Origin of the sequence: Ruegeria sp. PrR005 (assembly GCF_010500245.1) — a bacterium.
Lineage (GTDB): Bacteria > Pseudomonadota > Alphaproteobacteria > Rhodobacterales > Rhodobacteraceae > Ruegeria_B > Ruegeria_B marisflavi.
This window is the reverse complement of record NZ_JAAGOX010000032.1, coordinates 117,638-138,093: the sequence shown is the minus strand read 5'-3', so window position 1 is coordinate 138,093 and position 20,456 is coordinate 117,638. Positions and strand designations below refer to the sequence as shown.

32 protein-coding genes are annotated in these 20,456 nt (G+C 62.0%); 2 read left to right on the top strand and 30 right to left on the bottom strand.

The window, feature by feature from the left end:
- Positions 1–52 precede the first annotated feature (52 nt).
- The 7 genes from G0P99_RS16265 to G0P99_RS16235 form a co-directional block, all read right to left on the bottom strand.
- On the bottom strand, positions 53–1,069 hold the full coding sequence (locus G0P99_RS16265; RefSeq protein ID WP_164131530.1) for a DNA-directed RNA polymerase subunit alpha: 1,017 nt from the start codon (positions 1,067–1,069) through the stop codon (positions 53–55).
- A 116-nt stretch (positions 1,070–1,185) separates the two neighbouring features.
- Entirely contained in the window at positions 1,186–1,578 is a 393-nt protein-coding gene (rpsK, locus tag G0P99_RS16260) for a 30S ribosomal protein S11 (protein ID WP_164131529.1), read from the bottom strand.
- A 13-nt stretch (positions 1,579–1,591) separates the two neighbouring features.
- On the bottom strand, positions 1,592–1,960 hold the full coding sequence (gene rpsM / locus G0P99_RS16255) for a 30S ribosomal protein S13 (protein ID WP_164131528.1): 369 nt from the start codon (positions 1,958–1,960) through the stop codon (positions 1,592–1,594).
- A 200-nt stretch (positions 1,961–2,160) separates the two neighbouring features.
- Positions 2,161–2,802 (bottom strand): adenylate kinase, encoded by a 642-nt coding sequence (locus G0P99_RS16250; protein ID WP_164131527.1) that lies wholly within the window; start codon positions 2,800–2,802, stop codon positions 2,161–2,163.
- Positions 2,799–4,166: a preprotein translocase subunit SecY gene (gene secY / locus G0P99_RS16245; protein WP_164131526.1), complete on the bottom strand. Its 1,368-nt coding sequence runs from the start codon at positions 4,164–4,166 to the stop codon at positions 2,799–2,801. Before secY ends, G0P99_RS16250 begins: the two co-directional genes overlap by 4 nt.
- 110 nt (positions 4,167–4,276) lie before the next feature.
- On the bottom strand, positions 4,277–4,750 hold the full coding sequence (gene rplO, locus G0P99_RS16240) for a 50S ribosomal protein L15 (protein WP_164131525.1): 474 nt from the start codon (positions 4,748–4,750) through the stop codon (positions 4,277–4,279).
- A 193-nt stretch (positions 4,751–4,943) separates the two neighbouring features.
- Positions 4,944–5,159 carry a DUF1127 domain-containing protein gene (locus G0P99_RS16235; protein ID WP_164131524.1) on the bottom strand — a complete coding sequence of 72 codons (216 nt, stop codon included), beginning with the start codon at positions 5,157–5,159 and terminating at the stop codon, positions 4,944–4,946.
- Between the two features lie 279 nt (positions 5,160–5,438).
- On the opposite strand from G0P99_RS16235, the gene G0P99_RS16230 reads away from it, so the two are divergent.
- Positions 5,439–6,959, top strand: coding sequence for a calcium-binding protein (locus G0P99_RS16230; RefSeq protein WP_164131523.1), 1,521 nt, complete (start codon positions 5,439–5,441; stop codon positions 6,957–6,959).
- Between the two features lie 52 nt (positions 6,960–7,011).
- Here the strand turns inward: G0P99_RS16230 and G0P99_RS16225 are convergent, their stop codons facing one another.
- From G0P99_RS16225 to rpmC, 13 genes are all read right to left on the bottom strand, one after another.
- Positions 7,012–7,653: a 2-hydroxychromene-2-carboxylate isomerase gene (locus G0P99_RS16225; protein WP_164131522.1), complete on the bottom strand. Its 642-nt coding sequence runs from the start codon at positions 7,651–7,653 to the stop codon at positions 7,012–7,014.
- A 234-nt stretch (positions 7,654–7,887) separates the two neighbouring features.
- Positions 7,888–9,327, bottom strand: coding sequence for a DUF2252 domain-containing protein (locus G0P99_RS16220; protein ID WP_203583134.1), 1,440 nt, complete (start codon positions 9,325–9,327; stop codon positions 7,888–7,890).
- Between the two features lie 227 nt (positions 9,328–9,554).
- Complete coding sequence (gene rpmD, locus G0P99_RS16215; protein ID WP_050605831.1) at positions 9,555–9,743, bottom strand: 50S ribosomal protein L30; 189 nt, start codon at positions 9,741–9,743, stop codon at positions 9,555–9,557.
- Positions 9,744–9,755: 12 nt separating this feature from the next.
- Positions 9,756–10,328, bottom strand: a complete 573-nt coding sequence (rpsE, locus tag G0P99_RS16210) for a 30S ribosomal protein S5 (RefSeq protein WP_164131521.1) — start codon at positions 10,326–10,328, stop codon at positions 9,756–9,758.
- A gap of 112 nt (positions 10,329–10,440) precedes the next feature.
- Positions 10,441–10,800: a 50S ribosomal protein L18 gene (gene rplR / locus G0P99_RS16205; protein ID WP_164131520.1), complete on the bottom strand. Its 360-nt coding sequence runs from the start codon at positions 10,798–10,800 to the stop codon at positions 10,441–10,443.
- Between the two features lie 11 nt (positions 10,801–10,811).
- Positions 10,812–11,345: a 50S ribosomal protein L6 gene (gene rplF, locus G0P99_RS16200; RefSeq protein WP_164131519.1), complete on the bottom strand. Its 534-nt coding sequence runs from the start codon at positions 11,343–11,345 to the stop codon at positions 10,812–10,814.
- A gap of 12 nt (positions 11,346–11,357) precedes the next feature.
- Positions 11,358–11,750, bottom strand: coding sequence for a 30S ribosomal protein S8 (rpsH, locus tag G0P99_RS16195; protein WP_164131518.1), 393 nt, complete (start codon positions 11,748–11,750; stop codon positions 11,358–11,360).
- A gap of 12 nt (positions 11,751–11,762) precedes the next feature.
- Positions 11,763–12,068 (bottom strand): 30S ribosomal protein S14, encoded by a 306-nt coding sequence (gene rpsN, locus G0P99_RS16190; protein WP_093028984.1) that lies wholly within the window; start codon positions 12,066–12,068, stop codon positions 11,763–11,765.
- Positions 12,069–12,085: 17 nt separating this feature from the next.
- A complete protein-coding gene (rplE, locus tag G0P99_RS16185; RefSeq protein ID WP_164131517.1) occupies positions 12,086–12,646 on the bottom strand; it encodes a 50S ribosomal protein L5 in 561 nt (186 codons plus the stop codon).
- On the bottom strand, positions 12,639–12,950 hold the full coding sequence (gene rplX, locus G0P99_RS16180) for a 50S ribosomal protein L24 (protein WP_011046255.1): 312 nt from the start codon (positions 12,948–12,950) through the stop codon (positions 12,639–12,641). Before rplX ends, rplE begins: the two co-directional genes overlap by 8 nt.
- A 2-nt stretch (positions 12,951–12,952) precedes the next feature.
- Positions 12,953–13,321: a 50S ribosomal protein L14 gene (gene rplN / locus G0P99_RS16175; RefSeq protein ID WP_005621870.1), complete on the bottom strand. Its 369-nt coding sequence runs from the start codon at positions 13,319–13,321 to the stop codon at positions 12,953–12,955.
- A 75-nt stretch (positions 13,322–13,396) separates the two neighbouring features.
- A complete protein-coding gene (gene rpsQ, locus G0P99_RS16170) occupies positions 13,397–13,627 on the bottom strand; it encodes a 30S ribosomal protein S17 (RefSeq protein ID WP_164131516.1) in 231 nt (76 codons plus the stop codon).
- A 12-nt stretch (positions 13,628–13,639) separates the two neighbouring features.
- Positions 13,640–13,840, bottom strand: a complete 201-nt coding sequence (gene rpmC, locus G0P99_RS16165; protein ID WP_164131515.1) for a 50S ribosomal protein L29 — start codon at positions 13,838–13,840, stop codon at positions 13,640–13,642.
- Between the two features lie 211 nt (positions 13,841–14,051).
- Between rpmC and G0P99_RS16160 the strand changes: the two genes are divergently transcribed.
- Positions 14,052–14,243 carry a hypothetical protein gene (locus tag G0P99_RS16160; RefSeq protein ID WP_164131514.1) on the top strand — a complete coding sequence of 64 codons (192 nt, stop codon included), beginning with the start codon at positions 14,052–14,054 and terminating at the stop codon, positions 14,241–14,243.
- Between the two features lie 7 nt (positions 14,244–14,250).
- Here G0P99_RS16160 and G0P99_RS16155 read toward each other — a convergent pair whose 3' ends face one another.
- From G0P99_RS16155 to G0P99_RS16110, 10 genes are all read right to left on the bottom strand, one after another.
- Complete coding sequence (locus tag G0P99_RS16155; protein WP_164131513.1) at positions 14,251–14,928, bottom strand: Crp/Fnr family transcriptional regulator; 678 nt, start codon at positions 14,926–14,928, stop codon at positions 14,251–14,253.
- Positions 14,929–15,037: 109 nt separating this feature from the next.
- Positions 15,038–15,541, bottom strand: coding sequence for a hypothetical protein (locus G0P99_RS16150; protein ID WP_164131512.1), 504 nt, complete (start codon positions 15,539–15,541; stop codon positions 15,038–15,040).
- Positions 15,542–15,726: 185 nt separating this feature from the next.
- Positions 15,727–16,347 carry a 2OG-Fe(II) oxygenase family protein gene (locus G0P99_RS16145; protein WP_164131511.1) on the bottom strand — a complete coding sequence of 207 codons (621 nt, stop codon included), beginning with the start codon at positions 16,345–16,347 and terminating at the stop codon, positions 15,727–15,729.
- Positions 16,348–16,391: 44 nt separating this feature from the next.
- Positions 16,392–16,940, bottom strand: a complete 549-nt coding sequence (locus G0P99_RS16140) for an amino acid synthesis family protein (RefSeq protein ID WP_164131510.1) — start codon at positions 16,938–16,940, stop codon at positions 16,392–16,394.
- A 108-nt stretch (positions 16,941–17,048) separates the two neighbouring features.
- Entirely contained in the window at positions 17,049–17,462 is a 414-nt protein-coding gene (gene rplP / locus G0P99_RS16135) for a 50S ribosomal protein L16 (protein WP_093029000.1), read from the bottom strand.
- Between the two features lie 12 nt (positions 17,463–17,474).
- The gene (gene rpsC, locus G0P99_RS16130) at positions 17,475–18,182 is read right to left on the bottom strand and encodes a 30S ribosomal protein S3 (RefSeq protein ID WP_093029002.1); all 708 of its coding nucleotides are present in this window, start codon (positions 18,180–18,182) and stop codon (positions 17,475–17,477) included.
- Positions 18,182–18,562 (bottom strand): 50S ribosomal protein L22, encoded by a 381-nt coding sequence (gene rplV / locus G0P99_RS16125; RefSeq protein ID WP_164131509.1) that lies wholly within the window; start codon positions 18,560–18,562, stop codon positions 18,182–18,184. The genes rpsC and rplV overlap by 1 nt, the downstream gene beginning before the upstream one ends.
- Before the next feature lie 3 nt (positions 18,563–18,565).
- Positions 18,566–18,844: a 30S ribosomal protein S19 gene (gene rpsS, locus G0P99_RS16120; RefSeq protein ID WP_093029006.1), complete on the bottom strand. Its 279-nt coding sequence runs from the start codon at positions 18,842–18,844 to the stop codon at positions 18,566–18,568.
- 3 nt (positions 18,845–18,847) lie between these two features.
- Complete coding sequence (rplB, locus tag G0P99_RS16115; RefSeq protein ID WP_164131508.1) at positions 18,848–19,690, bottom strand: 50S ribosomal protein L2; 843 nt, start codon at positions 19,688–19,690, stop codon at positions 18,848–18,850.
- 240 nt (positions 19,691–19,930) lie between these two features.
- Entirely contained in the window at positions 19,931–20,437 is a 507-nt protein-coding gene (locus G0P99_RS16110) for an ATP-binding protein (protein WP_164131507.1), read from the bottom strand.
- Between the last annotated feature and the right edge of the window lie 19 nt (positions 20,438–20,456).

The window sequence follows — 20,456 nt, the reverse complement described above, 5'->3', positions numbered from 1 at the left end:
TGTACAAAACCCGTGGCGGCGAATTCAGCCCGCCGCCACGCCCGAAGACCGCTTAGAACGCGTCTTCGAATTTCTTGGCGAGATCCTCGATGTTGTCGGGCGGCCAGTCTTCGACATCCATGCCGAGGTGCAGGCCCATGCCCGAGAGCACTTCCTTGATCTCGTTGAGCGACTTGCGGCCGAAGTTCGGAGTGCGGAGCATCTCGGCTTCGGTCTTCTGGATCAGGTCGCCGATATAGACGATGTTGTCGTTCTTGAGGCAGTTGGCCGAACGCACCGACAGTTCCAGCTCGTCCACTTTCTTCAGCAGCAGCGGGTTGAACTCGAGCCCGTCGTCGTCGTCCTGGCGGCTGGCCGATTCCGGCTCGTCGAAGTTGACGAAGATCGACAGCTGGTCCTGGAGGATCCGCGCGGCATAGGCCACGGCATCGTCCGGGGTGATCGAGCCATCGGTTTCGATCTTCATGGTCAGCTTGTCGTAATCCAGCACCTGGCCCTCGCGGGTGGGCTGAACGTCATAAGCGACCTTTTTCACCGGCGAATAGATCGCGTCGATCGGAATCAGGCCGATGGGCGCGTCCTCGGGGCGGTTCTTGTCGGCCGAGACATAACCCTTGCCGTTGTTCACGGTCAGTTCCATGAACAGGTCGGCGCCATCGTCCAGGTGACAGATCACGTGGTCGCGGTTCAGAACCTCGATACCGGCGCTTTCGCTGATGTCACCGGCGGTGACGACAGCCGGTCCCTTGGCATTGATCGACAGGCGCTTGGGCCCTTCGACATCCATGCGCAGCGAAACCTGCTTGAGGTTCAGAATGATGTCGGTGACATCTTCACGCACACCGGCCACGCTCGAAAACTCGTGCAGGACGTTGTCGATCTGCACGCTGGTGATGGCCGCGCCTTGCAGCGAGCTCATCAGGATGCGGCGCAGCGCGTTGCCCAGCGTCAGACCAAAACCACGCTCAAGCGGTTCGGCGATCACGGTGGCCTGGCGTGCCGGGTCATTGCCCGGCTTGACCTCAAGCTGGGTCGGCTTGATCAGTTCTGCCCAGTTCTTGTGGATCATGTAATCCCTCCATTCCTGTTCGCACCCCATGTCCAGGAAGGTGCAAACGCCCGAGGTTTCAAACGGCGGACTGGGGCCGTGTCACAGACACAGCCCCAGCGTAATTTCTGGGTCGCTTAGACGCGGCGGCGCTTCGGCGGGCGGCAGCCGTTGTGGGCGATCGGGGTCACGTCACGGATTGACGTGATGTTGAAGCCCACGGCAGCCAGAGCGCGCAGAGCCGATTCACGGCCCGAGCCGGGGCCCTGAACTTCGACTTCCAGCGTCTTGACGCCATGATCCTGCGCCTTGCGGCCGGCGTCTTCGGCGGCCAGCTGAGCGGCGTAGGGGGTCGATTTCCGCGATCCCTTGAAGCCCATGGTGCCAGCCGACGACCATGCGATGGCGTTGCCTTGCACGTCCGAGATAAGGACTTTGGTGTTGTTGAACGTCGAGTTCACATGGGCCACGCCCGATGCGATATTCTTACGCTCTTTTTTCTTGGTGGTGCGGGTCTTGTCGCGTGCCATTGATCAGCCCCCCTTACTTCTTCTTGCCGGCGATCGGCTTGGCCGGGCCCTTGCGGGTACGGGCGTTGGTGTGGGTGCGCTGACCGCGAACCGGCAGGTTGCGGCGGTGACGCAGACCGCGATAGCAGCCGAGGTCCATCAGACGCTTGATGTTCATCTGAACTTCGCGACGCAGGTCGCCTTCGACGGTGAAGTTTGCGTCGATGTATTCGCGGATCGCCAGCACTTCAGCATCGCTGAGCTGGTTCACACGACGGGCTGCGTCGATGCCAACGGCTTCACAGATGGCTTTCGCCGAGGTGTTGCCGATTCCGGTGATATAGGTGAGGGCGATAGGTACCCGTTTGGCAGTCGGGATGTTTACGCCGGCAATACGTGCCACGTGTCACTTTCCTTTTCGTTGCGGTTCCGTAGCTCCAGAACCTTTTTTCACAACGCTTGACCGTGGCAGTGTCGCCAGTGGGCCCAGCATTTTGAGGTGGTCTTGCACAAACGAAACGAATCCCGTCCGCGCGGTTGATTCCCATAGGGGATGGGGGTCGATATGGGCTTTTGGAGGGGCCGTCAAGCCCCTAACCGATATCAGCCCAGGATCGCCTCGATCGAGGCGGTGACTTCCTTGATATCCGCCAGTCCGTTGACCGGGCGCAGGTCGCCCTTGGCATAATAATAACCGATCAGCGGCGAGGTCTTTTTATAGTATTCCATCAGCCGGGTGCGCAGGCTGTCCTCGTTGTCGTCGGCGCGGCGCTTGAACTCGGTGCTGCCGCAATTGCTGCACTTGCCGTCGGCCGGGATCGGCTTGGTGATGTCGTTATAGACCTCGCCACAGCCGCCGCAGGTGGAGCGGGCGGTGATCCGGCTGACCAGCGCCTCGTCATCGACGCGCATCTCGATCACGGTATGCAGGGACTGGCCATGTTTGGCCAGCAGCGCGGCCAGCGCGTCGGCCTGGGCCAGGGTGCGGGGGAACCCGTCGAAGATGAAGCCGGCGCCCTTCTTGGAGGTCAGTTGTTCCTCGATCAGGCCGATGACGATCTCGTCGGTGACCAGCTTGCCCGCATCCATGATGGCGGCGACCTTCTGGCCCATTTCGGTGCCCGAGGTGCGTGCGTCACGCAGCATGTCACCGGTCGAGAGCTGGATCATGCCACGGGTTTCGACCAGATGCCGTGCCTGAGTGCCTTTGCCCGCACCCGGGGGCCCCAACAGAATGATGTTCATCGACGCGCCGGTCCCTTCTTGTTCGTACGCTTGCGATTCTTGCCGCGAAGCTGCGATTTTTCGATCAGACCTTCGTACTGGTGGGCCAGCAGGTGGCTCTGGACCTGTTGGATCGTGTCCATGGTCACCGAGACGATGATCAGCACCGAGGTGCCGCCGAAGTAGAACGGCACGTTGAACTGGCCGCGCAGAATTTCAGGCAGCAGCATCACCGCAACCAGATAGGCGGATCCCAGAACCAGCACGCGATTGACCACGTATTCCAGATATTCCGCGGTCTTCTTGCCGGGGCGGATGCCGGGCACAAAGCCGTTCTGGTTCTTCAAGTTCTGCGCCACGTCATCGGGTTTGAACGAGACGTTGAACGTGTAGAAATAGGCGAAGAACACGATCATCAACACGAAGAACAGCAGGTAGAGCGGCTGACCCGGGCCGAAGTTGGCCAGGAGCCACGACATGACCGGGCCGCTCGCCGAACCCTGGCTGAAGGTCGAGATGGTGACCGGCAACAGCAGGAGCGAACTGGCGAAGATCGCCGGGATCACGCCCGCCGGGTTGACCTTGACCGGCAGGTGGCTGGAGCCGCCGTCATAGACCTTCATCCCGACCTGACGGCGGGGATACTGGATGTGGATCTTGCGCAGGGCGCGTTCCATGAACACGACGAATGTGATGACCACGATCACCATCAGGATGATGGCGATGATGACGGCGGGGCTGATGGCGCCCGAGCGGCCGGAGGCAAAGAACTGGGCCAGGGCGGCGGGGACCTCGGCGATGATGCCGACGAAGATGATCAGAGAAACGCCGTTGCCGATGCCACGGGCGGTGATCTGTTCGCCCAGCCACATCAGGAACATGGTGCCGCCGACCAGGGTGATCATGGTAGCAAAGCGGAAATACATGCCCGGATCGGTCGCCAGGTCACCCGATTCCAGCGAGACGGCCAGGCCATAGGCCTGCACGGTGGCCAGCGCCACGGTGCCAAAACGGGTGTACTGGTTGATCTTCTTGCGGCCCTGCTCGCCCTCTTTCTTGAGTTGCTCAAGCGAGGGAACCATGGCCGTCAGCAGCTGAACGATGATCGAGGCCGAGATGTAAGGCATGATGCCGAGCGCAAAGATGCCCATCCTCCCCAGCGCACCGCCGGTGAACATCGACACCATGCCGCCGATGCCCTGCCCCGCCTGCTGCATGAACTCGCGCAGGGCCACGCCGTCGATTCCCGGCACCGGAATGAAGGTGCCAAGGCGATAGACGATCAGAAGCCCCAGGGTAAACAGGATGCGGTTGCGCAGATCGGTGGCCTTGCCCAGGGCAGCCCAGCTTGTGTTGGCCGCCATTTGTTCTGCTGCTGATACCATTCTCGGTCTCTCTGGATAAAAACGCCGCCCGGAACCGTTTTCCGGCTCGGGCGGCGTTTCGGGAAAACTTGGGTGTCTATGTAAGCGGGTCTTTGCCCGCTCACAACCCGTTACTCTGCCGCAGCAGCGATTGTGACCTTCAGCGAGCCGCCCGCTTTCTCGACGGCCTCGACAGCCGCTTTCGATGCGCCGGTGACTTCGATGTTCAGCTTGGCGCTGAAATCACCTTTGGCCAGAACCCGGATGCCGTCCAGCTTGCGGCGGACGAGGCCCGAGGCGACCAGGGCGTCCTCGGTCACGGCAGCCGATGCGTCGATCTTGCCGGCTTCGACGAACTTCTGGATCAGGCCCAGGTTGACGACGGCGAATTTCTTTTGGTTGGGCTTGTTGAAGCCGCGCTTGGGCAGGCGCTGGTACAGCGGCATCTGGCCGCCTTCGTAGCCGTTGATGGCCACACCCGAACGGGATTTCTGACCCTTGATACCCCGGCCACCGGTTTTACCCTTGCCCGAGCCCGGGCCGCGGCCGATGCGCATCCGTTTCTTGGCGGCGCCTGGATTGTCGCTCAGTTCATGCAGTTTCATGTCGCTTCTCCTTGCCGGATGTGACCCACGAAGCGTGACAGGCCAACCACGGCGTTTCTTGATTGTTGATTCTGCGGCCACGGAGGGCCACCGGGGGCGTATAGACGCTGTGCGCCACTCATGCAAGCACCCCGAAAAGCAGAACGCCCCCGGGTTTCCGAGGGCGGTGCAGCGTCCGGTCTGTAGGGCCGTATCAGCGGCCGTAAACGTGGAACCGGGCAATATCGTTGATGTCGCAGCGACGGATGCCGATATCGGCCAGTTCGCGGTTCGACAGACGATCGAGCTCGTTGAACGTGCGCTTGTAGGACGCGTTCTTGGCCCATGCCTCGCGGGTGGATTTCACGGCGGACAGGATGCGGGCGGCGATCGACGGTGCGTGATCGGTGGTGACGGTTGCGTATGCCATTTTCTTACCTCTTACGGATGCAGCAGGGCCTTTCCCAACTGCCTGATTTTTGATCGTTTCATTGATGAGAGGCAGATAGTGCTGCGTCGCAGCATCAGCAAGATGCGCTTTGGTCTAGCCGGCATGCAGCGGCGGCATGGCTGTGGTTCAGCCTGGCCCCAAACGGCTGCCGATGGAAATACGACTCGGTTTCCCGGGGCTCATATTCCATAATTCAAGAATATTTTCACCGACGCGCCCCCCGAGGTGGTGCGATCATTATTAAAAAGCGAGGTTCCAATGACCGACTATACACCTGTAACCGACAATACATTGCTGCCCTTTGGTGATGCGCAGATCCCGCGCGGGGATGAAAACACGTCCGATGAAATCTCCATAACCGAGATCTTCGAGGACGGGTTCCTGTTTGGTGGCGAGACCTTCGACAGTTTTTGGGTGTCGACAAACGGTGGCGTCAACTTCGTCGGCCCTTGGGGATCTTGGGCCTCCGACCCCTATAACATAGCGCCCTTGAGTGCCGATCTGGACAGCCGTAATCCGCCCGATCCGGCCAGCGGCGTGTTCGTGGACCTGAACACCGAGCGCGACTCGGTCGTGGTGACCTGGAACCTGATCGGGCGCTATTTCCAAGACTATTTGAATCCTTATACGTTCCAGATGGAACTGCTCGACCTTGGAGACGGTGATGCCGAGGTGATCTTTCGCTATGCCGACATGGGTGAGACGGGGGATTCATGGTATAGTGCCGGCCTGACGGCGGAATGGGGATCCTCGATTGTCTTCGAGCACTGGGATTCCGGCATCCCCGCCTTTGAGCTGGACGACACGCCGGGCAATACAGGGATTGCCGGGGTCTGGCAGTATCGCATCGTGGATGGCGTGCTGGAACCCGGCCTGATCGAGGACGGGACACCCGAGGCCGACCTGATGGTCGGCACCGCGCGGGGCGATGTGCTGAACGGATTGGGCGGCGATGACACGATCCAAGGCAATGACGGCGCCGACGTGCTGGATGGCGGCAACGGCAATGACGAGATCGACGGCGGCCTGTCACAAGACAGCATCACCGGCGGCGCAGGTGCCGACACGATCACCGGCGGGGGCGGCAACGACCAGATCAGTGGCCAGGACGGCAATGACACGATCGACGGTGGCGACGGCAGCGACACGATCTATGGCGGTGTCGGCGACGACCTGCTGGCCGAGTCCTGGGTTACGGCGGAACGTTGGAATGCCAACGACCGGATCGAAGGCGGCGAAGGCAACGACACCGTGCAGGGCGCCTATGGAAACGACACGATCGACGGCGGTGACGGCAATGACGAGTTGCGGGGCGGGCACAACCAGGACGAGATGCACGGCGGAGCCGGAAACGACACGATGGCGGGCGGCGGCGGCAACGACAGCCTGTACGGCGGCGACGGAGACGATTTCCTGTATGGCGATATCGGATTCAATACCACCGAGGGCGGTGCGGGCGCCGATACCTTCCTGCTGGATCCCATGGGCGTATTGACCATCGTCGACTACAACCCCGGCGAGGGCGACCGGTTGATCGTCGATGGCGATCTCTATGCGCGGAATTCCTTCTTTGCCCGGTCAGGCGGCGCTGGTGAGATCTATGACGCCGACGGCAATCGCACCTCGTCGGCGCTAGATATCCTGTATCGCGCAGAAGGCGAGCCGGATCTGCGTTTGATCGCAACCGTTACCCTTCTGTCTGGCGTCGATGCCGTGGAACTGGCCTTGCCCAGCGAGCTGAACCCGGACCTGTCCCCGATCATCTGGGACTTCTTCTGAGGTCTCTTCCGGCGTCTGGGGGCGATACGGCGATTGCTCATAGGGCGTGGGGTCAGCCGACCGCAGGATTGCGCCAGGTACCGGGCCGAAACGGTTGGGTCAGCGCGCGGGCGACCAGGTCCAGTCGGTCCTGACCGTAGAATGGGTCGCCATCGACCACATAGCTGGGCGATCCGAACAATGCCCGGTCTATCGCCTCTTGCGTGTTGGCGGCCTGTTCGGCCAGGACGGGTTCCGATCGCGCGGCGGCCAACAGCGCGTTGGGGTCCATACCCAGGGTCGCGATCAGGCGGTGCAGCAGGCCAGGATCGGCGATATCGGCATCGTCGCGCCAATGGGCCTGAAGAATTGCAAAAGACAGCGTGTTCACATCCAGCCCGGCCCGTTGCGCCGCGATGATCACCCCGTTGGGCAGGTCGAGCGGATTGTCATGATAGGTCGGGCGGTGATCGATCACCGGCGCGCCGCGCCACTCCGCCCAGCGTTCGATCTCGCGGCCGAAGAAGTAGTCCACATGCGCCTGGCTGCGCGCGGCGAACGAGAGACCGCCCGCCGCCTCGACCACCGGGCTCAGCAGCATCGGGCGATGCACCATTTCCGTGCCGGGATGCGCGGCGCAGATGCGGTAAAGCTCTTGCGCGCCGAGATAGGCATAGGCGGAATGGGCGGAATAGAAATAGTCGATGCGGGCCATGGCGGCAGGTTAGGCGGGATGCGGCCGCTCTGCATCCCACGTCATGCCAGCACACGCGAAGTTGATCACACGGTCGAGGCTCCAACGGATAAGCCCCCGGTTGCAATCGGGAACCTTGTTCCGGGCTGTCTCGTAGGGTGGGCATTTTGCCCACCGCCCGCGTCAGCCGTGCACTTCTTCAATTTCGACCAAATGCGGGATCTTGCGGTTCATGCCGTGGCTTAGCGGTAACGGTCATTTACCAACCACATAGGCGAACCGCCCGGCGCGAGCGGCCTTGTCCAGCGCCGCATGGTCGGCTTCGGTCTGTTCGGCATAGGCGAGGGCAAAGCGCGCCAACGCATCTGGCAAGGCGTCGCCGCGCCCGCAATAGCCCGAGATCATTGCCGCATCGCCCGATTTGGCATGCGCCAAGGCCAGCGCCCGGCCGCAAAGCCTGGCGTAACTGACAAGTCCCCTGATTCCGGCCTTGTTACCCTCGGCGAATTTGACGCCCCCCTTCATGTCGGCGAGTTGCCGGACATAATACTGTTTGCCCGGCAGCCCGTCATTCGGCCCCCAGCCCAGAAAGATGTCGGGCGACCCCTGGATCAGCCGTTGGCCCGCGACGACCCGGTGACCCTGGTTCTCCATCGGCAGTTGGGATTCGGCATAGGGTGCCAGCACCGAGGGCCTGGCCTCCTTGACCTGGAGGAACAGCGGATCGTCCTTGCCCTCGCCGCGCAGGAACAGCACCCAGCATTCCAAACCGACGCTGCCGACGCCGACGACCTTGCGCACCGCGTCGATCAGCGTGTAGCGCATCAACAGCCTGCGGCGGTCGTAGGACAGCGATGCGACATAGGACTGGAGCATGCGGTCCAGCGCCTGTTCGACGCTGCGCCCGTCAGGCATGTGAGTTTCACGGACGATGATCGGGCGATCCTCGATCAGGCGCTGGTCGCCATCGACGGTATGGGTCAGCCGGTCGAGCGCGGTAAAGTGGCCGCGGGCGCGGGCCTTGTCCAACAGCTTTCGGGTCGTCTTGCGCAGATCCTTTGGACAGACATCAAGAATATCCTGCTCGTCGATCTGGCAATACCAGACTTCGAGCAGGCCGAGCTTGCTGTAGCGGTCGATCCACCGGACATAACCCGAAACAGCGGCATGCGCCGCCTCTTCCGCGGCATGACGGTCGCCGCCAAGAAAGCGGGCGGCGACCGCCGCGCTGGCGGCCAGGCGCTTGACGTCCCATTCCCAGGGGCCGGGATGCGTCTCGTCGAAGTCATTGATCGCAAACACGAGGTTTCGTTCGGCGGACGCAAACAACCCGAAATTGGATACATGCATGTCGCCGCAAGCCATCACCGGGATGCCGGTACGCGGAGACGGGGCCAGATCGGCCGCCATGACCGCAGCCGAGCCGCGCAGAAAGGCAAAGGGCGAGGCCAGCATCCGGCCCATCCGGACCGGAACCAGGCTTTCGACCCGGCCTTGGTTCTGGGCGAGGATCGTGGCAATGGGGTCAGGCCGGTCAGGCCGGGGCACGTAGATGCCGTGATCCGCGCGCGGGGTGCGTTCCCGCAATGCCTTGCCGGCGGCGCGCCGCTCGGACCGCGCCAGCGGTGTTTGCAGAAAATCGCGATAGAGGGCGGAACCGCTGTCATCCGGTGAGGTAGAAGGAATATGGTTCATGCTCGGCCTCGGAAGGGCCATCCGGCGGCCCGCCGGACATGGGCCCGGTACAGGCCGCGCGCGGATACGGGCGGCGCGGGTGTCCGGGCCTAATCAGGCTAACAGAAGTCCGGTTTTTGGCAATGCCCCGCGAAAGCGCCGCCGCAAAAGCAAACGCCCCCGGCATCTGCCGGGGGCGCTGTCTGTGTCGGATATACACCGCAGGGGCAAGACGCCCGGTGCAGGTATCAGCCGCGCTCTTCGACGATCTCGACCAGATGCGGGATCTTGCGGATCATGCCGCGGACCGAGGGAGTATCCTCGAGCTCGCGGGTTTTGTGCATCTTGTTCAGGCCCAGGCCGATCAGGGTAGCGCGCTGTTCGGCGGGACGGCGGATCGGCGAGCCGATCTGCTTGACGACGATGGTTTTTGCCATGGTGACGACTCCTTACGCTTCGACGGCTTCAGCAGCCGGTGCTTCGTCCCGCTTGGGCAGGATATCGGCGACCTTTTTGCCGCGGCGCTGTGCAACAGAGCGCGGGCTCTGCTCTTTCTTCAGGCCGTCGATGGTGGCGCGGATCATGTTGTACGGGTTCGCGCTGCCCAGCGACTTGGACACCACGTCCTTGACGCCCAGCATTTCGAACACGGCGCGCATCGGGCCACCGGCGATGATACCGGTACCTTCGGGCGCGGCGCGCATGACGACCTTACCGGCGCCGTGACGGCCTTCGATGTCGTGGTGCAGGGTGCGGCCTTCGCGCAGTTGCACGCGGATCATCTGGCGCTTGGCCTGCTCGGTGGCCTTGCGGATGGCCTCGGGCACTTCTTTTGCCTTGCCCTTGCCAAAGCCGACGCGGCCTTTCTGATCGCCCACGACCACCAGAGCGGCGAAGCCGAAGCGCTTACCGCCCTTGACGGTTTTCGACACGCGGTTGATCGCGACCAGACGGTCGGCGAATTCGGGGGCTGCTTCCTCGCGGTCGCGGCGGTTGCCCCGGCGGTTTTCACGTTCTGCCATGCGGCATTCCTCTTTCTCTGTTGGCGCCTGGGCGCCGTTGTCTCCGATCCATGGTGGCTGCGCGGGCGCGGCCCCGGATCATCGGGGGGGCGGCGTGCGCCCCCCGCAAGTCTTAGATCTTCAGCCCGCCTTCACGCGCAGCGTCGGCCAGGGCCTTCACCTTGCCGTGGAACAGGAAGCCGCCACGATCGAAGTAAGCTTCGGTCACACCGGCCTTGGCTGCGCGCTCGGCAATTGCCGCGCCCACTTTCTTGGCCGCTTCGACGTTGTTCTTGCCAACCACGCCCAGGTCTTTCTCCATGGTCGATGCGGCGGCAAGGGTCACGCCGCGAACGTCGTCGATCAGCTGGCAGCTGATGTTCTTGTTCGAGCGGTGCACGCTGAGGCGAAGACGCCCGGCGTTGACCTTGCGGAGCTTGTTCCGAACGCGCATGCGGCGCTTCAGAAACAGGGTACGTTTGCTGTTTGCCATGATTTGCGTCCTTACTTCTTCTTGCCGTCTTTGCGGAAGATGAACTCGCCCTTGTAGCGGATACCCTTGCCTTTGTACGGCTCGGGCGAACGCCACTCGCGGATCTTCGCGGCCACTTCACCAACTTCCTGCTGGTCGATGCCCTCGACGGTGATTTCGGTCTGTTTCGGCGTGGTCACGGTGACACCGGCCGGAACAGCGAAATCGACATCGTGGCTGTAACCGAGGTTCAGCTTGAGCACGTTACCCTGCGCGTTGGCACGGTAACCCACACCGGTGATCTCCAGCTCTTTCTTGAAGCCGGTGGTCACGCCGGTCACCAGGTTGGCGACCATGGTGCGGGACATGCCCCACTGCTGGCGCGCCCGCTTGGACGAACCACGGGGGGTGACGGTCACGACATTGCCGTCGACGCCAAGGGTGACGTCGTCGGTGGCGGTGAAGCTGCGGGTGCCCTTGGGGCCCTTCACTTCGATGGTCTGGCCGGACACAGAGGCGGAAACGCCGCTGGGCAGCTCGACCGGTTTCTTACCAATACGAGACATTTGCAGACCTCCTTAGAAGACGGTGCAGAGCACTTCGCCGCCAACATTGTTGGTGCGTGCGTTCGCGTCCGACATCACACCTTTCGGAGTGCTGACAATCGACACGCCCAGGCCCTGACGGACCGAGGGGATGTCCTTGACGCTCATGTACACGCGGCGGCCGGGCTTGGAGACCCGCTTGAGCTCGCGAATAACAGGTTCGCCTTCGTAGTACTTCAGGCTGATTTCAATGAGCGAGTGGCCATTGTCGTCAGTCTTGGTCTCGTAACCGCGGATGTAGCCTTCGTCGGCCAGCACATCCAGAACCCAGGCGCGCAGTTTCGAACCGGGGGTCAGGACCGTGCTTTTGTGGCGCAGCTGTGCGTTACGGATGCGGGTGAGCATATCGCCGATAGGATCGTTCATATCGCTCTCTCCTTACCAGCTCGATTTCACCAGACCGGGGATCTGACCAGCAGAACCCAAGTCGCGCAGCATGATCCGGCTGACCTTGAGCTTACGATAGTAAGCGTGCGGACGGCCGGTGAGCTGGCAGCGGTTGTGAAGACGGGTCGCCGAGCTGTTGCGCGGCAGTTTCGCCAGTTTCAGGCGCGCTTTGAAGCGCTCTTCCATCGGGCGGCTTTCGTCGTTTGCGATTTCTTTCAGCTCGGCGCGCTTTGCGGCATATTGTGCCACCAGGCGCTCGCGCTTCTTCTCGCGTTCGATCATGCTTTTCTTAGCCATGTCTAATCCTCGCGCGCTTATGCGTTGAACGGCACGTTGAAGTGCTTCAACAGGCTCTTGGCTTCGGCGTCGGTTTTCGCGGTGGTGGCGATGATGATATCCATGCCCCAGACCTCGTCGACCTTGTCGAAATCGATTTCCGGGAACACGATGTGTTCCTTGATGCCCATGGCAAAGTTGCCACGGCCGTCGAAGGACGGCTTCACACCACGGAAGTCGCGGATGCGGGGCATCGCGATGGTGGTCAGACGGTCAAGGAATTCATACATGCGGTCACCGCGCAGGGTCACCTTGGCGCCCAGCGGCATCTCTTCGCGCACGCGGAAGCCGGCGATCGACTTCTTGGCCTTGGTGGTGACGGCTTTCTGGCCGGCGATCTTGCTCAGGTCTTCCTGAGCCGACTTGGCCTTCTTGCTGTCGCGGACGGCTTCGGCACCGCAGCCGATGTTCAGAACGATCTTGTCCAGCTTGGGGATCATCATGTCGTTCTTGTAGCCGAACTCTTCTTTCAGAGCGGCGCGGATGCGGTCCTTGTAGTCGGCCTTGAGGCGCGGGGTGTAGGTTGCAGCGTCAAGCATCGATCACGTCCCCCGTGGTCTTGGCGAAGCGGACTTTCTTGTCGCCTTCCATGCGGAAGCCGACGCGGGTTGCCTTGCCGTTCTTGTCCAGCAGCGCCAGGTTCGACAAGTCGATCGGCAGCGCCTTGGGCAGGCGGCCACCTTGCGAGGTCTGGGTCTGGCGGGTGTGGCGGATGGCGATGTTCACGCCGTCGACAACAGCTTTGCCGGCTTTCGGGTCAACAGAGGTGATGGTCCCCTCTTTGCCCTTGTCCTTGCCGGCCAGCACGACGACCTTGTCGCCTTTGCGGAGTTTTGCGGCCATGGTTACAGCACCTCCGGAGCCAGCGAGATGATCTTCATGAAGTTCTTCGCGCGCAGTTCGCGAACAACCGGCCCGAAGATACGGGTGCCGACAGGCTCGTTGTTGTTGTTCAGGATCACGGCGGCGTTGCGATCGAAACGGATCGCGGTGCCGTCTTCGCGACGGACTTCCTTGGCGGTGCGCACGACGACGGCCTTGCGGACGTCACCTTTCTTCACGCGGCCGCGCGGGATGGCTTCCTTCACCGAGACGACAATGATGTCGCCGACGGAGGCGTATTTACGCTTGGAACCACCCAGGACCTTGATGCACTGCACCCGGCGAGCGCCGGAGTTGTCAGCGACATCCAGATTGGTCTGCATCTGGATCATGTGGTTTCTCCCGACCTGTGGGGGCTGGTCTTTTTAGATCCCCCAGGGTTTCGACAATTGGCAGGTGCCAGAGGCTTACGCCTCCAGAACCTCCCAGCGTTTGGTTTTCGACTTGGGCGCGCATTCGATGATGCGGACCGTGTCACCCACCTTGAAGGTGTTGTTTTCGTCGTGAGCCCGGTACTTCTTGGACTTACGGACGGTCTTTTGCAGCAGCGGATGCTTGAAGCGGCGCTCGACCAGAACGGTTACGGTCTGGGCGTTGGCGTCGCTGGTCACGGTGCCTTGCAGAATACGTTTGGGCATCTCTCAGGCTCCTCAGTTCGCAGCTTCGGCGGCTTTTTCGTTCAGCACGGTGATGACGCGCGCGACATCGCGGCGCACAGTGCGGATACGGGCGTTGTTTTCGAGTTGGCCGGTTGCCTGCTGGAAGCGCAGATTGAACGCTTCTTTCTTGAGGTTGACCAGTTGTTCCCGGAGCTGATCCGGGGTCTTGTTACGCAGTTCCTGGGCGTTCATCGCCTTTTTCCTTTGCTCAAAACACCAGAAGGCCCCGTGGCCGGGTCACCCTTGACCTGGTGGATGAATGACAACAAGCGAATCCCCCGCAAAGGCGGGGGAGACGCAAGATGCCGCTCTATAGGAGAGTTGCATCGGAAGGGCAAGCGGAAGTTGACCTGATTGCCGGGAGGGTTCATATTGCAGCGCAGAATGAAAAGATGTATCGCGTTTGCTGGAGTTTCCCGGCGATTTTAGACTGAACGGTTTATCAAATATGACTTTTGCTGCCTTGCTGCCCACTGTGATTTCAGATCTTCCCCTGTCCGGGCCCGCATTATTGCCCGTCGTCGCCGCTGGCTATGTCCTGAGCATCATCGGAGCGTCCATTCTGGTGCGCAAGCTGCGCAACTGGCTGACCTGACCACAGGTCACGGGCCGTCGCCCGGACCGGTTGCGTTCAGGAACACCAGTTTCGCCCGCATGTCCCGGGCGATTCCCAACTCGAGCACGCTCATCGTGGCCGGGGAAGTGTCACGCAGGCGTGCAAGCTTGACCCGTTCGATGCGCCAGACCCGGGCGCGGCTCTGGACCGTGGCCGAGGCCACCGCCCGGCCGTCCCCCATCAACGACATCTCGCCGATGAAATGGCCGCCCGTGACCACGCGGAGCAGGCGACCATGCGCCTCGATCCGAATGTCGCCATCGTCGAGATAGGTCAGGAAATCGGGGGGCTGACCTTCGCGCGTCAGCACGGTGCCGGGGGCCAGCGTCTCCCACCGGCCGTGATCGAGGAACCGTCGGGTGCGGCCCGGCGACAAGCCCGGCAGCAGGGTGTCGCGAAACCGCTGCTCCTCGGCCGAGAAACTGGCGATGCGATCGTTACGCCAGAGGATGAAGAGCTCGGCCAGGTTGACCAGGATCAGAAGCGTTTGCCAGAACACGCCGACCGGGTTGTTGAGCCAGAAGTAGTCAAAGGCGATGCCCGCAAGCGCCGAGGCGATCACAAAGAGCCGCAGCCAGAACATGCGGCGCATCAGCATAGACAGGACGAGCAGGAGATAGGACAGATGTCCCGCCCAGCCGTCGGTTATGAAGCTCAGATCCATTCCCGTGTTTCTCGCCGGCCTGACCGGCACAGGGCCGATCCGGATCAGCGATATCCTGCGTTCCCGGTTCAGGCAAGCTGGCTGTCGCCCATATCAGCCGGAGGAGACGCTAGTCGATCCGGCCAATACTGGTCGCGATACGTTCAAGCACGCCCAACATCTGTTCCGCCTCAGAGGGTGTCAGCCGCCCGTGGACGGTCAGGAACTGGGCAATGTCCCGCCCGGTGTACCGCCCGGTCAGGGTGCCGTCGCGCAGAATCAGCGCGCGGCGCACCAGCCCCGACGCTGTGTCATGGCACATCCTGCATTTTGTCCGGAACAGCTGCCCCGAGGTGCGGATGGCCTGGAAATGCGCCAGCAGAATGGTGGCCTCGGCCGGCGTCAGGCGGCCGTGACCGCGTTCGAGCATGGCGGCGACGGACCGGCCCGAGTTACGCCCCACGAGCGGCTCTTGGCCTGTGTCCAGTTCCAGCCAGACAAAATCGCCCGCGTGGGGGGAATGGCAGCCGGCACATTTGCTTTCGTAGAGCTGATGTGGGTCGGCCTCGGATGCCAATGCCACCGGGGCGATCAGGATCGCGAGTGCGGAAAGTGCGGCTGTCAGGCCATGCATGGAAATCACCGCAAGTTGCGTTTTCCGGTCCAGAGAGTCTGGATCGCTGTCCGCGTGAAACGGACTGCTGCCTTATCGCAGTTTTTGCAGTTCCGCGCCTTGACCGGGATCAAGGGATTGCGGGGCTCCGCCCGTTCGCCCCTCAATCGCTCCACCGGAGCGATTGCCGCTACGCGGACCGGGGCTCACTCCCAGCGATAGTTGAAGCTTACCGAGATGCGTTCTTCTTCGGCCATGTTCATCGGCACTTCGTGGCGCAGCCAGCTTTCCCAGAGCAGCACGTCGCCCACGTCTGGCTTCATATAGATGAAGGGCTGCAATTCGCGCCGGGCGGTCTTGGTCCGCGTCGGCGCGGCCATCATCCGGCCGGATCGGGGGTCTTCGAGCTTCAGCGCGCTGGCACCGTCGGGCATGGCGACATAGGTGGTGCCCGAGATCACCGAATGCGGATGCAGATGGCTGGAATGCATGCCGCCCTGCGGCAGGATGTTGATCCAGAGATCCTCCAGCACCAGGGCACGGCCGTCGAGGTCGAACTCCAGATCGGCGGCAAAGGCCGCCACATGCGCATCAAGGGATTTCACCAGATCGGCAAAGATCGGGAAGCGCCAAGGCAGATCGGTGAGGGAGGCATAAGACGTATAGCCGGGATAGCCGTTTTCCTCGCACCATTCCTGTCCGGCCTCGTCATCCTCGGCGATGGAATAGCAGGACGCCTCCATCTCGTCCGGGTCGATGGCAGGGCCATGTTCGGACAGGCGGGCACGGTAGAGACGGGTGACAAAGAGAGATTCGATCTGGGACATGGCGGCGGCATAACGCAGAGTACGTCTTTCCGCCAGTGGCCTGATCAGCTCTGGACCGGACCCTTGCCGCAGCGGGGGATCGGGCGTCCGCCGTCGGCATAGGCCAGGCACATGACAATCTCGTCCGGACCCGGCGCATCCGCCATGACCAGGGTCATCGTGTCAAAATGATCGAAGGACCAGGGGTTGTCCTTGTGACCCAGCGGCAGGTCAATCGTTGTGCCAGGACCGCCCAGTTTTACATTGGAAGGGATCACCGCCGCCCCGCCGCCCGCTGCCGCGCGCATCGGCGCGCCCAGTTTGGGATGCACGACCGCCCCGCCCTGTTCCATGTCGCCATTTGCCCCGACAATCGCAGCCTTGCCATAGGAAATCGGGGGATTTCCCAATTCGGCGATTGCCTGCCGTGCCAAAACCTCGCCCAATTCGCGACCGATCTCGAACAGGGGCGAGAGGTCACGAAAGAACCGTCCCGCCAGGGGGTTGCGAAAAGCGGCCATGACAGCCACCCGGGTCACGGGATGGCAAGGTTCACCGAAGGCATCCGCAGTAATGATTTCACGTTGAAAAACGGTCTTGCGGGGCTGCACCATGGGTCACCTCCGGACACGGAATGCGCATAGGCTACGATGGATACTGAAAAAGAAAAACCCCCGCCGGTGTCCCGGCGGGGGTTTCAATGTCTTGTCGCAGGACCGGGATTACCAGTCTTCGCGAACGACCACGCGGGTCTTGATCGGCAGTTTCATCGCGGCCAGGCGCAGGGCCTCGCGGGCGATGTCCTCGCCCACACCGTCGATTTCAAACATCACTCGGCCCGGCTTCACCTTGCAGGCCCAGTAATCGACCGAACCCTTACCTTTACCCATCCGAACCTCGGTGGGTTTCGAGGTCACCGGCGTATCCGGGAAGATCCGGATCCAGACGCGGCCCTGACGCTTCATGTGACGCGTCATGGCACGGCGGGCGGCCTCGATCTGGCGCGCGGTGACGCGCTCGGGTTCAAGTGCCTTCAGGCCGAAGGTGCCGAAGTTCAGGTCGGAACCGCCCTTGGCTTCGCCATGGATACGGCCCTTGAACATCTTGCGGAATTTAGTGCGCTTTGGTTGCAGCATCTCTAATCCTCCTTAGCGGCGGCCACCGGCGCCACGCGGGGCCGGACCGTCCTGGAGTTCCTGTGCTTTGCGATCACGCGCCTGCGGGTCGTGCTCCATGATCTCGCCCTTGAAGATCCAGACCTTGATCCCGATGATCCCGTAGGGGGTCGAGGCTTCGGCCAGGGCGTAGTCAATGTCGGCACGCAGGGTGTGCAGCGGAACGCGGCCTTCGCGGTACCATTCGGTACGGGCGATCTCGGCACCGCCCAGACGGCCGGCGACGTTCACCCGGATACCCAGGGCACCCATCCGCATGGCGTTCTGCACGGCGCGCTTCATGGCGCGACGGAAGGACACCCGGCGCTCGAGCTGCTGCGCGATCGACTCGGCGACCAGCTGCGCATCCATCTCGGGCTTGCGGACTTCGACGATGTTCAGGTGCAGTTCGCTGTCGGTGATGTTCGCCAGCTTCTTGCGCAGGGTTTCGATGTCTGCGCCTTTCTTGCCGATGATCACGCCGGGACGCGCGGTGTGGATCGTGACGCGGCACTTCTTGTGCGGACGTTCGATGATCACACGGGCCACGCCGGCCTGTTTGCACTCTTCCTTGATGAACTCGCGGATCTTGAGATCCTCGAGCAGCAGATTGCCGTAGTCCTTGGTATCTGCGTACCAACGGCTGTCCCAGGTGCGGTTGACCTGAAGGCGCATGCCGATCGGATTGACCTTATGTCCCATTAGGCTTGCTCCTCTACCTGACGCACCTTGATCGTGAGTTCCGAGAACGGCTTCATGATCTTGCCGAACCGGCCACGGGCCCGGGGACGACCGCGCTTCATGATCAGGTTCTTGCCCACATAGGCCTCGGCGACGATCAGTTCATCGACGTCCAGGTTGTGGTTGTTCTCGGCGTTCGCGATTGCGGACTGAAGGCATTTCTTCACGTCCTGCGCGATCCGCTTGTTCGAGAAGGTGAGATCGGTCAGCGCCTTCTCGACCTTCTTGCCACGGATCATCTGAGCCACCAGGTTCAGTTTCTGCGGGCTGGTGCGAAGCATGCGGACCTTGGCCATCGCTTCGTTGTCAGCCACGCGGCGGGGGTTCTTTTCCTTGCCCATGACTTACTTCCGCTTCGCTTTCTTGTCCGCCGCATGGCCGTAATAGGTCCGGGTCGGCGAGTATTCACCGAACTTCTGACCGATCATGTCCTCGGAGACGTTGACGGGGATATGCTTCTGGCCATTGTACACACCAAAGGTCAGACCCACGAACTGGGGCAGAATGGTGGAACGACGCGACCAGATCTTGATGACTTCGTTGCGGCCCGACTCGCGCGCTGCTGCTGCCTTTTTAAGGACATAAGCATCGACGAAAGGACCCTTCCAAACAGAGCGAGACATTGCTTAACGCCCTTTCTTCTTGGCGTGACGCGAGCGGATGATCAGCTTTTGCGACGCTTTGTTCTTGTTCCGGGTACGGGTACCCTTGGTGTCCTTGCCCCACGGGGTCACCGGCGTACGGCCACCCGAGGTGCGACCCTCACCACCACCATGGGGGTGGTCGATCGGGTTCATTGCGACACCGCGGACCGACGGACGAATGCCCTTGTGGCGCATGCGGCCGGCTTTGCCGTAGTTCTGGTTCGAGTTGTCGGGGTTCGACACGGCACCGACGGTGGCCATGCATTCCTGACGGACCAGGCGCAGTTCGCCCGAGCTCAGACGGATCTGAGCGTAACCGCCATCGCGGCCAACGAACTGGGCGTAAGTGCCGGCGGCACGTGCGATCTGACCGCCCTTGCCGGGCTTCATCTCGATGTTGTGCACGATGGTACCGATCGGCATGCCCGAGAAGGGCATTGCGTTACCCGGCTTGATGTCGGCCTTGGCCGACGCGATGACCTGGTCACCAACTGCCAGACGCTGCGGTGCGAGGATATAGGCCTGTTCGCCATCCTCGTACTTGACCAGCGCGATAAAGGCGGTCCGGTTCGGATCGTACTCGATCCGCTCGACGGTGGCCGCCACATCGAATTTGTTCCGTTTGAAGTCAACGATCCGGTAGAGGCGTTTTGCCCCACCACCGCGGCGACGCGAGGTGATCCGTCCGGTGTTGTTCCGGCCGCCCGATTTCGTCAGACCCTCGGTGAGGGACTTGACAGGACGTCCTTTGTACAGCTCCGAACGGTCGATCAGCACCAGCCCGCGCTGGCCCGGCGTCGTCGGCTTATACGACTTGAGTGCCATGCTTTCTGTCTTCCGTTTAGCGTGCAGCGGGTGATCCCGCCGCTATGTTTGAGGCCCCCGTAGGTGCCAGTGGTATAGGGCCCCGAAGGTCCCCGGCTGAAAAAACCAAGCACCCCGGAACGAATCCCGGGGCGCAAGATTGGGTGCGTTTAGCAGGGTTGTATGGGGGTGTCTATAGGCCGGACCCGGATTTGTTGGGCGCCCTGGCACGGTCTGTAAGGAGTGGGCAGGCTGCTCATCCTATGGCCGTTCCGCATCCGACGAATGAACAACGATGGTGAACCCTTCGTCCGCTGTGGGCGCAACGAAATGCCGGGTGATCTGTTCGAACTGTGCCTCGGTGACGTTGAAATTGTGATCCCCGTCCGCGTTGCGGCGGTGCAGCCGGGCCTTGCAGACCTCGTCCGGCACATCGAGATAATGCAGCATGTGCGGCGCGGCCGAGGTGTCGGCAAGCGCGCGCATCCAGCGCCGTTGGTCCACCGTGTTGGCAGGAAAGTCCAGAATCACCGTCACACCCGCCGCCAACAGATTAAGCACATGAGGAGCGACTGCCTGTTTCAGGCGGGTCGAAAGACGAAGGTAATCGGCGATTGTCCGCAATTCTTCGGGATAGAGAACGTGCAGCCAGTCGTCCTCGGAGAGAACCACGGCACGATGGCGGGCGGCAAGGGATCTGGATAGCGTCGATTTTCCGGCCGCGATCTTGCCGCAGAGGAAATGCAGTTCCGCCTGTGTCTTGCTCATGATCGCGGCCCTTTCTTGC

What these genes read in the sequence shown, in the direction of transcription:
- G0P99_RS16265 (WP_164131530.1), bottom strand. Translation starts at nt 1,069, where the DNA reads ATGATCCACAAGAACTGGGCAGAACTGATCAAGCCGACCCAGCTTGAG.
- rpsK (WP_164131529.1), bottom strand. Translation starts at nt 1,578, where the DNA reads ATGGCACGCGACAAGACCCGCACCACCAAGAAAAAAGAGCGTAAGAAT.
- G0P99_RS16250 (WP_164131527.1), bottom strand. Translation starts at nt 2,802, where the DNA reads ATGAACATCATTCTGTTGGGGCCCCCGGGTGCGGGCAAAGGCACTCAG.
- secY (WP_164131526.1), bottom strand. Translation starts at nt 4,166, where the DNA reads ATGGTATCAGCAGCAGAACAAATGGCGGCCAACACAAGCTGGGCTGCC.
- rplO (WP_164131525.1), bottom strand. Translation starts at nt 4,750, where the DNA reads ATGAAACTGCATGAACTGAGCGACAATCCAGGCGCCGCCAAGAAACGG.
- G0P99_RS16235 (WP_164131524.1), bottom strand. Translation starts at nt 5,159, where the DNA reads ATGGCATACGCAACCGTCACCACCGATCACGCACCGTCGATCGCCGCC.
- G0P99_RS16230 (WP_164131523.1), top strand. Translation starts at nt 5,439, where the DNA reads ATGACCGACTATACACCTGTAACCGACAATACATTGCTGCCCTTTGGT.
- G0P99_RS16225 (WP_164131522.1), bottom strand. Translation starts at nt 7,653, where the DNA reads ATGGCCCGCATCGACTATTTCTATTCCGCCCATTCCGCCTATGCCTAT.
- G0P99_RS16220 (WP_203583134.1), bottom strand. Translation starts at nt 9,327, where the DNA reads ATGAACCATATTCCTTCTACCTCACCGGATGACAGCGGTTCCGCCCTC.
- rpmD (WP_050605831.1), bottom strand. Translation starts at nt 9,743, where the DNA reads ATGGCAAAAACCATCGTCGTCAAGCAGATCGGCTCGCCGATCCGCCGT.
- rpsE (WP_164131521.1), bottom strand. Translation starts at nt 10,328, where the DNA reads ATGGCAGAACGTGAAAACCGCCGGGGCAACCGCCGCGACCGCGAGGAA.
- rplR (WP_164131520.1), bottom strand. Translation starts at nt 10,800, where the DNA reads ATGGCAAACAGCAAACGTACCCTGTTTCTGAAGCGCCGCATGCGCGTT.
- rplF (WP_164131519.1), bottom strand. Translation starts at nt 11,345, where the DNA reads ATGTCTCGTATTGGTAAGAAACCGGTCGAGCTGCCCAGCGGCGTTTCC.
- rpsH (WP_164131518.1), bottom strand. Translation starts at nt 11,750, where the DNA reads ATGAACGATCCTATCGGCGATATGCTCACCCGCATCCGTAACGCACAG.
- rpsN (WP_093028984.1), bottom strand. Translation starts at nt 12,068, where the DNA reads ATGGCTAAGAAAAGCATGATCGAACGCGAGAAGAAGCGCGAGCGCCTG.
- rplE (WP_164131517.1), bottom strand. Translation starts at nt 12,646, where the DNA reads ATGCTTGACGCTGCAACCTACACCCCGCGCCTCAAGGCCGACTACAAG.
- rplX (WP_011046255.1), bottom strand. Translation starts at nt 12,950, where the DNA reads ATGGCCGCAAAACTCCGCAAAGGCGACAAGGTCGTCGTGCTGGCCGGC.
- rplN (WP_005621870.1), bottom strand. Translation starts at nt 13,321, where the DNA reads ATGATCCAGATGCAGACCAATCTGGATGTCGCTGACAACTCCGGCGCT.
- rpsQ (WP_164131516.1), bottom strand. Translation starts at nt 13,627, where the DNA reads ATGCCCAAACGTATTCTGCAAGGCACCGTGACCAGCGACGCCAACGCC.
- rpmC (WP_164131515.1), bottom strand. Translation starts at nt 13,840, where the DNA reads ATGAACGCCCAGGAACTGCGTAACAAGACCCCGGATCAGCTCCGGGAA.
- G0P99_RS16155 (WP_164131513.1), bottom strand. Translation starts at nt 14,928, where the DNA reads ATGGATCTGAGCTTCATAACCGACGGCTGGGCGGGACATCTGTCCTAT.
- G0P99_RS16150 (WP_164131512.1), bottom strand. Translation starts at nt 15,541, where the DNA reads ATGCATGGCCTGACAGCCGCACTTTCCGCACTCGCGATCCTGATCGCC.
- G0P99_RS16145 (WP_164131511.1), bottom strand. Translation starts at nt 16,347, where the DNA reads ATGTCCCAGATCGAATCTCTCTTTGTCACCCGTCTCTACCGTGCCCGC.
- G0P99_RS16140 (WP_164131510.1), bottom strand. Translation starts at nt 16,940, where the DNA reads ATGGTGCAGCCCCGCAAGACCGTTTTTCAACGTGAAATCATTACTGCG.
- rplP (WP_093029000.1), bottom strand. Translation starts at nt 17,462, where the DNA reads ATGCTGCAACCAAAGCGCACTAAATTCCGCAAGATGTTCAAGGGCCGT.
- rpsC (WP_093029002.1), bottom strand. Translation starts at nt 18,182, where the DNA reads ATGGGACATAAGGTCAATCCGATCGGCATGCGCCTTCAGGTCAACCGC.
- rplV (WP_164131509.1), bottom strand. Translation starts at nt 18,562, where the DNA reads ATGGGCAAGGAAAAGAACCCCCGCCGCGTGGCTGACAACGAAGCGATG.
- rpsS (WP_093029006.1), bottom strand. Translation starts at nt 18,844, where the DNA reads ATGTCTCGCTCTGTTTGGAAGGGTCCTTTCGTCGATGCTTATGTCCTT.
- rplB (WP_164131508.1), bottom strand. Translation starts at nt 19,690, where the DNA reads ATGGCACTCAAGTCGTATAAGCCGACGACGCCGGGCCAGCGCGGGCTG.
- G0P99_RS16110 (WP_164131507.1), bottom strand. Translation starts at nt 20,437, where the DNA reads ATGAGCAAGACACAGGCGGAACTGCATTTCCTCTGCGGCAAGATCGCG.